Annotated in this window: 9 protein-coding genes and 1 tRNA gene; 8 read left to right on the top strand and 2 right to left on the bottom strand. The window is 68.4% G+C overall.

Going from position 1 to position 10,282, the window contains the following annotated elements; translation table 11 throughout:
- Positions 1 to 119 precede the first annotated feature (119 nt).
- The 3 genes from gltX to ABEA39_RS08145 all read left to right on the top strand — a co-directional run bounded on the left by gltX (position 120) and on the right by ABEA39_RS08145 (position 2,668).
- Complete coding sequence (gene gltX, locus ABEA39_RS08155; RefSeq protein ID WP_345375258.1) at positions 120 to 1,610, top strand: glutamate--tRNA ligase; 1,491 nt, start codon at positions 120 to 122, stop codon at positions 1,608 to 1,610.
- Positions 1,607 to 2,566, top strand: a complete 960-nt coding sequence (locus ABEA39_RS08150) for an NAD(P)/FAD-dependent oxidoreductase (RefSeq protein ID WP_345375256.1) — start codon at positions 1,607 to 1,609, stop codon at positions 2,564 to 2,566. The genes gltX and ABEA39_RS08150 overlap by 4 nt, the downstream gene beginning before the upstream one ends.
- A 30-nt stretch (positions 2,567 to 2,596) precedes the next feature.
- Positions 2,597 to 2,668 (top strand) — tRNA-Gln (locus ABEA39_RS08145).
- A gap of 289 nt (positions 2,669 to 2,957) precedes the next feature.
- On the opposite strand, the gene ABEA39_RS08140 is transcribed toward ABEA39_RS08145, so the two are convergent.
- Entirely contained in the window at positions 2,958 to 4,628 is a 1,671-nt protein-coding gene (locus ABEA39_RS08140; protein ID WP_345375253.1) for a glycoside hydrolase family 13 protein, read from the bottom strand.
- 152 nt (positions 4,629 to 4,780) lie between these two features.
- On the opposite strand from ABEA39_RS08140, the gene ABEA39_RS08135 reads away from it, so the two are divergent.
- The 5 genes from ABEA39_RS08135 to ABEA39_RS08115 are packed head-to-tail and all read left to right on the top strand — an operon-like array spanning position 4,781 to position 9,258.
- Positions 4,781 to 6,052 (top strand): ABC transporter substrate-binding protein, encoded by a 1,272-nt coding sequence (locus ABEA39_RS08135; protein WP_345375251.1) that lies wholly within the window; start codon positions 4,781 to 4,783, stop codon positions 6,050 to 6,052.
- Between the two features lie 10 nt (positions 6,053 to 6,062).
- Positions 6,063 to 7,058, top strand: coding sequence for a carbohydrate ABC transporter permease (locus ABEA39_RS08130; RefSeq protein ID WP_345375249.1), 996 nt, complete (start codon positions 6,063 to 6,065; stop codon positions 7,056 to 7,058).
- Positions 7,055 to 7,966 (top strand): carbohydrate ABC transporter permease, encoded by a 912-nt coding sequence (locus tag ABEA39_RS08125; RefSeq protein WP_345375247.1) that lies wholly within the window; start codon positions 7,055 to 7,057, stop codon positions 7,964 to 7,966. The genes ABEA39_RS08130 and ABEA39_RS08125 overlap by 4 nt, the downstream gene beginning before the upstream one ends.
- A gap of 13 nt (positions 7,967 to 7,979) precedes the next feature.
- Positions 7,980 to 8,237 carry a hypothetical protein gene (locus tag ABEA39_RS08120; protein ID WP_345375245.1) on the top strand — a complete coding sequence of 86 codons (258 nt, stop codon included), beginning with the start codon at positions 7,980 to 7,982 and terminating at the stop codon, positions 8,235 to 8,237.
- Positions 8,238 to 8,247: 10 nt separating this feature from the next.
- A complete protein-coding gene (locus ABEA39_RS08115; RefSeq protein WP_345375243.1) occupies positions 8,248 to 9,258 on the top strand; it encodes a LacI family DNA-binding transcriptional regulator in 1,011 nt (336 codons plus the stop codon).
- A 52-nt stretch (positions 9,259 to 9,310) separates the two neighbouring features.
- On the opposite strand, the gene ABEA39_RS08110 is transcribed toward ABEA39_RS08115, so the two are convergent.
- Positions 9,311 to 10,279 carry an NAD-dependent epimerase/dehydratase family protein gene (locus ABEA39_RS08110; RefSeq protein WP_345375241.1) on the bottom strand — a complete coding sequence of 323 codons (969 nt, stop codon included), beginning with the start codon at positions 10,277 to 10,279 and terminating at the stop codon, positions 9,311 to 9,313.
- Positions 10,280 to 10,282 lie beyond the last annotated feature (3 nt).

Below are 10,282 nucleotides of genomic sequence, written 5' to 3'. Positions count from 1 at the left end.
CCGCCGGACTCAACTTCAGCACCACCAAGAAAGCCACCCCCACAGGGTGGCTTTCTTGCGTTAAGCGTGTTCTCCGCAGCCCCGCTCCGCCGGGTCGCTCGAAGGTAGGATTGACGGCGATGTCTGCCTCCTTCACCACTGCCACCGGCGCCGATGTGCGCGTCCGATTCTGCCCGTCCCCGACCGGGACCCCGCACGTCGGCCTCATCCGTACCGCCCTGTTCAACTGGGCCTATGCCCGGCACACCGGCGGCAAGTTGATCTTCCGTATCGAAGACACCGATGCTGCCCGAGACAGCGAAGAGAGCTACGCGCAGATCATCGATGCTCTGCGCTGGCTCCGGCTCGACTGGGACGAAGGCGTCGAGGTCGGCGGGCCCAACGGGCCCTACCGTCAGTCTCAGCGTTCCGACGTCTACGCCGGCATCATCGAGCAGTTGAAAGACCGCGGCCTCCTCTACGAGAGCTATGTGACGGGCGAGGAGATGGAGGCGCGGAACGTCGCTAACGGTCGCGATCCCAAGCAGGGCTACGACAACTTCGAACGCGAGCTGACCGCTGAGCAGCGCGCTGCTTTCAAGGCCGAGGGTCGGCAGCCGGCGCTCCGTCTGCGCGTCCCCGACCGCGACCTGAGCTTCGACGACCTCGTCCGCGGCCCCATCACGTTCCCCCAAGGGTCGTTCTCGGACTTCGTCGTGGTCCGCCCCAACGGCATACCCCTGTACACGTTCGTGAACCCGGTCGACGACGCCCTCATGGGGATCACGCATGTGCTTCGAGGGGAGGACATCCTCTCGTCCACGCCGCGACAGATCGCACTCTACGAGGCGTTGGTCGAGATCGGCGTCGCCACGTTCATCCCACGCTTCGGCCACTTGCCGTACGTGATGGGCGAGGGCAACAAGAAGCTCTCCAAACGCGACCCCGAGTCGAACCTGTTCCACCACCGGGCCAACGGTTTCATTCCCGAGGGCCTGGTCAACTACCTTGCACTGTTGGGCTGGTCGCTCACGAACGATCGCGACGTGTTCTCCCTCGACGAGATGGTGGCCGCGTTCGACGTCGTCGACGTGAACCCGAATCCGGCGCGCTTCGACCACAAGAAGGCCGAGTCGATCAACGGCGACCACATCCGGCTGCTCGAGGCGGACGACTTCGCCACGCGCCTCGTGCCGTACCTGACCGACTACATCGCCGACCCGCCCACGCCCGAGCAGCAGGAGGTCCTGACCGCAGCCGCTCCGCTCGTGCAGGAGCGCATGCAGCTCCTCGGCGAGGCGCCGGGCATGCTGGGCTTCCTGTTCACGAGCGACGACGAGCTGCAGTACGACGACGACGCCCTGAAGACACTCGGTGAGACGTCCGGAGACGTGCTCCGTGCATCCCTCGCGGCCCTGGGTGGTCTCGGCGACTGGACGCGCGAGAGCATCGAGGCGGCACTGCGAGTCGCGCTGATCGACGGGCTGGGTCTGAAACCTCGCGTGGCCTTCGGGCCGCTGCGCGTCGCCGTGTCCGGCCGCCGGGTGAGCCCGCCGCTGTTCGAGTCGATGGAGATCCTCGGGCGGGAGTCGAGTATTGCCCGGCTCGAGAAGCTGGCAGCGCGGTCATGACCGACGCCGCGGCCCAAGGAGCGGGCGACGTCTACGACGTCGCGATCGTGGGTGGAGGGCCGGCGGGTCTGAGCGCTGCGCTGAATCTGGTCCGGGCGCGCAGGCGTGTCCTGCTCATCGACAGCAATCGACCGCGCAACTCGGCGACCCTGGTGTCGCACGGGTACCTGACACGTGACGGCATCTCGCCGCTCGAGCTGCGCCGCTTAGGGCGGGAGGAGTTCCTGGGCTACGAGGGGGCCGAGCACCGCATGACGCAGGTGCAGGCGATCACCCGATCGGATGCTGGGTTCGTGCTCGACTGTTCGCTCCGCAACAAGACGTCGAGCGCCGTGGCCGGAACCGTGCTGGTGGCGACGGGCCTGACCGAGACGCTGCCCGGCATCGCCGCGTTGCGCACGTTCTACGGGACGAGCATCCACAGCTGCATCGAATGCGACGGCTACGACAAGCGCGACCAGCCGCTCGCCGTGATCGGCGAGCACTCCGACCTGGCCGAGCGCGCCCTGCTCCTGGCGCAGTGGAGCGACGACCTGATCGTCTTCACGAACGGCAGCGACGCGATCACGCTGCTGGAGGAAGAGACGTTGGATGCGCGGGGCATCCCGGTCGACCGACGTGCGATCGCCGAGATCGAGGGCGACCGCGACGGCATGAGCGGACTCCGGCTGGCCGATGGCGAGGTCGTGGCCCGCAGCGGGGGATTCGTCCGGCCGACCTGGTCGAGCGAGCTCGGATTCCTCGACGGCGTCGGAGCGGAGTTCGACAGCGACGGGCTCCTCGTAGTAGACGACCACGGTCGTACCGCCGTCACCGGCCTCTACGCAGCGGGTGAGTCGACGGCGCCGGGGCCGCAGCAGCTCATCGTGGCGGCCGGCAGCGGCGCCCGAGTCGCGGCCACGATCAACCGGGACCTCGTGGGCGGCATTCGAGACCTCGCGGATGCTGTACAGTAGAGTCTCGGTTCGGATCTCGATCTGAAACCTTGGGGTATGGTGTAATTGGCAACACGACTGATTCTGGTTCAGTTGTTCTTGGTTCGAGTCCAGGTACCCCAGCGATCGAAATGGTTTGGCCCTGCCCCGCTAGCGCGGGGCTTTTCCATTTCTCAGTGCTTGTCAGAACAACTAAAGAGGGGCGCTGCGCGCCCGAAATGGTTTGGCTGTGCCCTCGCTAACGCGGGGGCTTCTCCATTTCTCAGTGCTTGTCAGAACAACTGAAGGGGGCGCTGCGCACCGAGAGCCAGCGCCACTGACCCGCGGGGCGCGAGACTCCAGGGAGTGCTTTCCCCAGGGGGAGGGGCAGCGGATCCTGGAGCCTCGCGCGGGCGAGGTGCGACCGGACGGGTCAGGCGGGGAGACGAAGCCAGACCGTCGTGTCGGAAGGCAGCTCCCCGGCAGGCGCCGGCGCCGCGTCGCTCGACAGCAACAGCGTCGCGTCGGTCGGCAGCGGAACGGCGGATCCACCGAGGTTCGACACCACCAGCACCTCCCCGTTCGTGAAGGAGAGGACGGAGGCGTCCGACAGGTTCCAGGACAGGGATCCGGAACCCAGCTCGTACTCCCCGCGCAGAGCCAGCGCCGCCCGGTAGAGCTCGAACGTGGAGCCGGCAACGCCGACCTGCTGATCGGCGGCGAGAGGACCGTACGACTCGGGCTGCGGCAGCCAGAGCTCGGGCGACGGGCCGAAACCGAAGGCCGGTGCCTCCCGCGTCCAGGGCAGGGGGATGCGGCACCCGTCGCGCCCCGTGTCGGCGCCCTCGGTCCGCGCGAAGGACGGGTCCTGCCGCACCTCCGCCGGCAGCTCGGTCGCCTCGGGCAGGCCCAGCTCCTCGCCCTGGTACACGTAGGCCGAGCCGGGGAGGGCGAGCATGAGCAGGGAAGCCGCGCGGGCTCGTCGGAGGCCCAGCGCGGCATCCGGCTGCTCGTCGTCGGCCGAGATGCCGCGCGGCCAGGACGTCGGATCGGTGAGGCCGAAGCGGGAAGCGTGCCGGACAACGTCGTGGTTCGACAGCACCCAGGTCGTCGGCGCCCCGACGCCCTCGTTCGCCTCGATCGACTCGTCGATGACCCGGCGGAGGCGGGCGGGCTCCCATCCCGCGACCATGTACGGGAAATTGAACGCCTGGTGCATCTCGTCGGGGCGGACATAGCGGGCCAACCGCGCCGGGGGAGACACCCAGGCCTCGGCGACGAGCAAGCGGTCGCCGTCGTACTCGGCGAGCACCCGGTGCCAGCGTCGGTAGATCTCGTGGACGCCCTCCTGATCCCACATGGGGCCGTTGTTGCCGCCGCCTTCGAGCTTCTTGGTCTCGCCCTCCTCTTGATCGGGCAGGTCCTCCGCCTTGATCAGACCGTGGGCGACGTCGACCCGGAAACCGTCGACACCCCGGTCGAGCCAGAAGCGGAGGACGTCGTCGAAGAAGTCGGCCACCTCCGCGTTGTTCCAGTCGAAGTCGGGCTGCTTGGTATCGAAGAGGTGCAGGTACCACTGGCCGTCCGGGACCCGGGTCCAGGCCGGGCCGCCGAAGTTGGACTGCCAGTTGTTCGGCGGCAGTTCGCCGTTCTCCCCTCGCCCCTCGCGGAACACGTAGCGGGCGCGTTCGGGGGATCCGGGGCCTGCGGCCAGGGCGGCGACGAACCACTCGTGCTCGTCGGAGGAGTGGTTCGGCACCAGGTCGACGACGACGCGGATGCCCGCCGCGTGGGCGGTCGCCGCGAACTCGTCGAAATCGGCCAGAGTGCCGAAGAGCGGGTTCACGTCGCGGTAATCGGCCACGTCGTACCCGGCGTCGGCCTGGGGCGAGACGTAGAACGGCGACAGCCAGACGGCGTCCACGCCGAGCTCCGAAAGGTAGGGGATCTTCGAGGTGAAGCCCGGGAAGTCGCCGATCCCGTCACCGTTCGAGTCGGCGAACGAGCGCGGGTAGATCTGGTAGATCACGGCGTCTCGCCACCACTCCCCTCCTCTCTCGGCAGCGGTGTCGGCCAGGGGCCGGGTATCGGGCAGGGTGCTCATCGTCGAGGTTTCCTTCCGGGGTCGTGGGCGTGGCGACCACTTTATACTCGTGGCAACCGGTTGCTGCAACCGGTTGCAGTGCGTAACCCCTCGGGGTTAGATTTGCCTGGCACCAAGCAATGAAGCACGTGCAATCTCAATGAGGAGAAGACATGAAACCCACACGTCTCGCAGCCGTGGCCGGAATCGCGGTCATCGGTCTTGCACTGGCCGGCTGCTCGGGGAGCAGCTCGAGCGGAAGCGGAGGGGGCGACGCGGCAAGCGGGCAGGACAGTCGCGGGCCGATCACCTACGTCCAGGGCAAGGACAACTCCAACGTCGTCCGGCCTCTCGTCGCCAAGTGGAACGCAGCCCACCCGAGCGAGAAGGTCACCTTCAAGGAGCAGTCCGACCAGGCCGACCAGCAGCACGACGACCTCGTGCAGCACTTCCAGGCGAAGGACGCCAACTACGACGTCGTCGACGTCGACGTCGTCTGGACCGCCGAGTTCGCGGCCAAGGGCTGGCTCACGCCGCTCACCGGCAAGATGAAGATCGACACCTCGAAGCTCCTTCCGTCGACGGTCGCGACCGCCACCTACAACAAGACGTTGTTCGCCGCGCCGCAGACCTCCGACGGCGGACTCCTCTACTACCGCAGCGACCTCATCAAGACCCCGCCCACCACGTGGGACGAGATGATGGCCGACTGCGACATCGCGAAGCAGGCCGGCATCGGCTGCTACGCCGGCCAGTTCGCCAAGTACGAGGGTCTGACCGTCAACACGGCCGAGGCCATCAACGGCGCCGGCGGCTCGATCCTCGCCAAGGACGGCGTGACACCGACCGTCGACACCGCGGCCGCCAAGAAGGGCCTCCAGAACCTGGTCGACGCCTTCAAGGACGGAAACATCCCCGCCGAGGCGATCACCTACCAGGAGGAGCAGGGCCGCACGGCGTTCGAGGCCGGCAAGCTCCTGTTCCTGCGCAACTGGCCGTACGTCTACAGCCTCGCCAAGACCGACGGCTCCTCGACGGTGAAGGACACCTTCGGCATCGCCCCGCTCCCCGGCGACACGGGCATCGGCGCCTCCACGCTCGGCGGTCACAACGCGGCCATCAGCGTCTACTCGAAGCACAAGGCCACGGCCCACGACTTCCTGGAGTTCCTCGAGTCCAACGAGACGCAGTCGTTCTTCGCGACGCAGGGCTCCCTCGCACCGGTCGTCGCCAGCCTCTACAGCGACCCGACGCTCGTCGAGAAGCTGCCCTACCTGCCGGTGCTGCTGAAGTCGATCCAGAGCGCCGTGCCGCGTCCGGTCTCGCCGTTCTACCCCGCCGTCACCGGAGCCATCCAGGACAACGCCTACGCGGCGTTGAAGGGGAGCAAGACGGTCGACCAGGCGCTGAAGGACATGCAGGCGGCCATCAAGGCAGCGGGCTGATCCCGTGGCCGTGACACTTCCCCTTGCGAAGAGTCGCAAGAAGGGCGGACTGAACGAGGCGCACGGCCGCTGGGCCTTCTATCTGATCGTCCCCACGGGCATCCTCCTGGCCGTCGTCATCGGGTATCCGGTGATCAGTGCCGTGATCATGTCGTTCCAGAAAGACGCCGGGCTCGACAAGGCGACCGGGTTGTTCGTGGCGGGAGGTTTCGCGGGACTCGCGAACTACGCGCACTGGTTCCTGCAGCAGTGCACCACCGCTGCCGGAACCAGCGCGTGCCCTCCGGGCAACATCGGCGCCGTCTTCTGGGAGGCGATCGGCAACACCCTGTTCTTCACGGTGTGCACCGTCGCCCTCGAGACCGTGATCGGCGTGTGGATGGCGATCATCATGAACCGCAACTTCCGGGGCCGTGCCCTGGTCCGTGCGGCGATCCTCGTGCCGTGGGCCATCCCCACGGCCGTGACGGCGAAGCTCTGGTACTTCATCTTCGACTACAACGGGATCCTCAACCACGTGCTCGGAACGCACATCATCTGGACGTCGGGAGCGTGGTCGTCGCGGTTCGCGATCATCATCGCCGACACCTGGAAGACGACCCCCTTCATGGCGCTGCTGATCCTCGCCGGTCTGCAGCTCATCCCCGAGGAGGTCTACGAGGCCGCCTCGATGGACGGGGCGTCGACGATCCAGCGCTTCTTCCGGATCACCCTGCCGCTCGTCAAGCCGGCGCTCATGGTCGCGGTGCTGTTCCGCGTCCTCGACGCCCTGCGCATGTACGACCTCCCGGCGATCCTCACCGGAGGCGGTGGTGGCACCGGCAACTCGACCACGACCCTCTCCATCCTCGTGGTGCAACAGATCCGGCAGGGGTTCAATTCGGCCTCCGCCCTCTCGACCATCACGTTCCTGCTGGTCTTCCTGGTCGCGTTCCTGTTCGTCCGGTTCCTCGGAGCCAATGTCGTGCAGACGCAGGCCGCGCAACAGAGAGGTGAACTCAAATGAGCGTCGCCGTGGGTCGTACCCGAAGCAGTACCCGTGAGGTCGCGCGCGAGCGCGACGAGGTGAAGGTGCGGGTCGCGAAGCACCGCGGCCCCGCGATCCGCACGGCGATCAGTGCCATCGTCATCGCCGTCTGGTGCCTGCTGCCGTTCTACTGGATGATCGTCACGGCCTTCCGCGACGTCGGCTTCACGTTCTCGACCGATGCCTGGCCGAGTCACGTGACGTTCGACAACTTCACGACCGCGTTCTCGACGAGTCTGGGCAACCACCTCGGACGGGCGCTGCTGAACAGCCTCTTCATCGGGGCCGTGGTGACCGTCGTGGGGCTCCTGGTCGGTACCAGTGCGGCGTACGCGTTGGCACGCTTGGACTTCAAGGGCAAGTCGGTCATCGCCGGGGGCATCCTCGCCGCTTCGATGTTCCCCGGGGTCGCTCTGATCACGCCGCTGTTCCAGCTGTTCACGAACATCGGCTGGATCGGGCAGTACCAGGCGCTGATCCTGCCGAGCATCTCGTTCGTGCTGCCGCTGACGGTCTACACGCTGACGTCGTTCTTCCGGGAGATGCCGTGGGACCTCGAGGAGGCGGCTCGGATCGACGGGTGCACCCGCGTGCAGGCGTTCCGGAGGATCATCCTCCCCCTCGCCGCGCCCGCGGTCTTCACCACCGCGATCCTGGCCTTCATCTCCTCGTGGAACGAGTACCTCATCTCGAGCCAGCTCTCGAGCGACGCGACGCAGCCGGTGACGGTCGCGATCGCGGGCTTCCAGGGCAGCGTGCCGCACCAGGAGCCGTACACGGCGATCATGGCGGCGGGCACGATCGTCACGATCCCTCTCGTCGTCCTGGTGCTGATCTTCCAGCGGCGGATCGTCGCCGGCCTCACCGCCGGCGGAGTGAAGGGCTGAGACGATGGCGAGGATGCGCCCCCCGCGTCCGACGGACCGGGTCGACATGGGGATCGGGTTCCTGGCGTTCTTCGGGGTGGTGATGCTCGTCGCCACCGTGGCGTGCGAGCTCACCGGCCGACCGGCTCTCACCTGGGCGCTCGTACTGCTCGCGATCGTGGTCGCCCTCGTGGTGGAGGTCCGCCATCGCGGCGCGATCCTCCGCCGCGAGGGGGCGCTCGACCGTCCCGGTCACGGGACCCGGTCGGAGACCGGTTCCTCGACGAAGTAAAGTCGCACTCGTGAACGGCATCCAGGAGATCGCGGCGGCGACGGGATTGTCGAAATCCACCGTGTCCCGGGCTCTCCGCAACCTCCCGAGCGTCGCACCGTCGACCATCATGGCCGTCCGGAGGAAGGCCGACGAACTGGGCTACATCCCGTCGTCGGCCGCCTCCGGGCTCGCCACGGGGCGTACCCGAGCCGTCGGGGTCGTGGTGCCCGTGATCGACCGCTGGTTCTACATCCAGGTCCTCGAAGGGGTCGACGCCGAATTGCGTCGCGCCGGCTACGACCTCATCCTCTTCAACCTGGGCGGTCTCGCCGGGGATCGCGAGCGGGTGTTCCACCGGTCGATCCTGCGCAAGCGGGTGGACGCCCTCATCCTTCTGTCGCTCGTCTTCGAGGACGACGAACGGCGACAGCTCGAAACGATGGAGTACCCGACGTTGGTGATCGGCGGGCCGGCCCCCGGGGTGAGGCACCTCGGCATCGACGACTACGCGGTGGCGCGGACGGCGACGGAGTACCTGCTCGGTCTCGGTCACCGGGCGATCGCGCACATCGGCGGCCAGGACCGCGAGGGGCTCAACACCGCGGTACCCGGGGAGCGACACGAGGGCTTCGCCGACGCCCTCGCCACCCACGGCATCGAGCCGCGCCCCGAATGGGACGGCAACGGGGCGTTCTCCTTCCAGGGCGGTCACGACGCCATGGCCCGGATCCTCGCGTCGGACTCACGGCCGACGGCGGTCTTCGCCGCCTCGGACGAGATGGCGTTCGGAGCCATCGTGGCGATCCGCGAGGCCGGGCTGCGGATCCCCGAGGACCTCTCCGTCGTCGGGATCGACGGGCACGCCTACGGCGAGGTGCTCGGCCTGACCACGTTCTCCCAGGACCCGGTCGAGCAGGGACGCTTCGCCGCCCGAGTGCTGTTGGCCGAGCTGGCCGGTCAGCCTCCGGTGCCCTGGCTCGACCCCGCCCCGGTGCGGTTCATCGAACGGACGAGCGCGGGACCGGCGCCGTCGGCCTGACCACCTGACGGCCTGACGGCCTGACCGCCAGACGGCTTGAAGGCGAGTCGGCCTAGCGGCCGTACGATGCGGCGAGTCGGCGGAACCCCTCGTCGAGCGAGACGGCCGGGGTCCACTGCAGGTCGCGACGGGATCGGCGCTGGTCGAACCAGTGCGCCGTCGAAAGCTGCTCCGCGAGGAACCGCGTCATGGGCGGTTCGTCGAGACCGGGGCGGATCCGCCACGCCGTTTCGATGAGGCTGCCGGCGACCCGGGCGAGGCCGGCGGGGACGTTCCGCCGGGGCACCGGGACGCCCGCGGCACGGCAGATCCCCGCGAGGAGCTCGGCGACCGGGCGCGGCTCGCCGTTGGTGAGGACGTACGCGTTGCCGTGAACGGCCTCCGCGCGCTCGAGCGCCGCCGCGATGCCGGACGCGGCGTTGTCGACGTAGATGCTGTCGATCAGGGCCGAGCCGTGGTCGAGCAGAGGGAGGCGTCCGGCCCGGGCCCGGTCGACGATGCGTCCGACGAGCTGCGTGTCGCCCGGCCCCCAGACCAGGTGGGGGCGGATCGCCGTGACGGCGAAACCGTGCCCGTCGGCGGCCAGGGCGTAGGCCTCGGCCTTCGCCTTCGTGCGGGCGTACTCGCCGCGGGCTCGGAGCGGATCGGCCGGAAGCGCGTCGTCGCCGACGATGGACGATCCGGCGTGGGCGACGGACGGGGAGGAGACGAAGACGAATCCGGAGGCGCCCGCCTCGCGAGCGGCGCGGAGCAGACGCCGGGTCCCGCCGACGTTGACGGCGGCGAACTCCGCGGGGTCGCCGGCGAGGGAGACCTTCGCCGCGAGATGGACCACCGCGTCGATGCCGACCAGAGCGGCGCGGACGTCGGCGGCCTCGGTGACCGAGCCCCGTGCATCCTCGACCCCCATCACGCCGGAGGCGCGACGCTGGAAGGTACGGACCTGGTGCCCGGCCCCGAGGACGGCAGTAGCCACCGCGCGCCCGAGCAAGCCGCTCGCGCCGGTCACCAGCACCTTCACGCG

The sequence above is a fragment of the Frondihabitans cladoniiphilus genome, assembly GCF_039544345.1.
Taxonomy (GTDB): Bacteria; Actinomycetota; Actinomycetes; order Actinomycetales; family Microbacteriaceae; genus Frondihabitans; species Frondihabitans cladoniiphilus.
Note: the sequence above shows the minus strand (reverse complement) of the source record. Positions and strands in the feature narration are given on the sequence as shown.

Bases quoted from the DNA above. Each gene is read 5' to 3' on its own strand.
- gltX (WP_345375258.1), top strand. From the start codon at position 120: ATGTCTGCCTCCTTCACCACTGCCACCGGCGCCGATGTGCGCGTCCGA.
- ABEA39_RS08150 (WP_345375256.1), top strand. From the start codon at position 1,607: ATGACCGACGCCGCGGCCCAAGGAGCGGGCGACGTCTACGACGTCGCG.
- ABEA39_RS08140 (WP_345375253.1), bottom strand. From the start codon at position 4,628: ATGAGCACCCTGCCCGATACCCGGCCCCTGGCCGACACCGCTGCCGAG.
- ABEA39_RS08135 (WP_345375251.1), top strand. From the start codon at position 4,781: ATGAAACCCACACGTCTCGCAGCCGTGGCCGGAATCGCGGTCATCGGT.
- ABEA39_RS08125 (WP_345375247.1), top strand. From the start codon at position 7,055: ATGAGCGTCGCCGTGGGTCGTACCCGAAGCAGTACCCGTGAGGTCGCG.
- ABEA39_RS08120 (WP_345375245.1), top strand. From the start codon at position 7,980: ATGCGCCCCCCGCGTCCGACGGACCGGGTCGACATGGGGATCGGGTTC.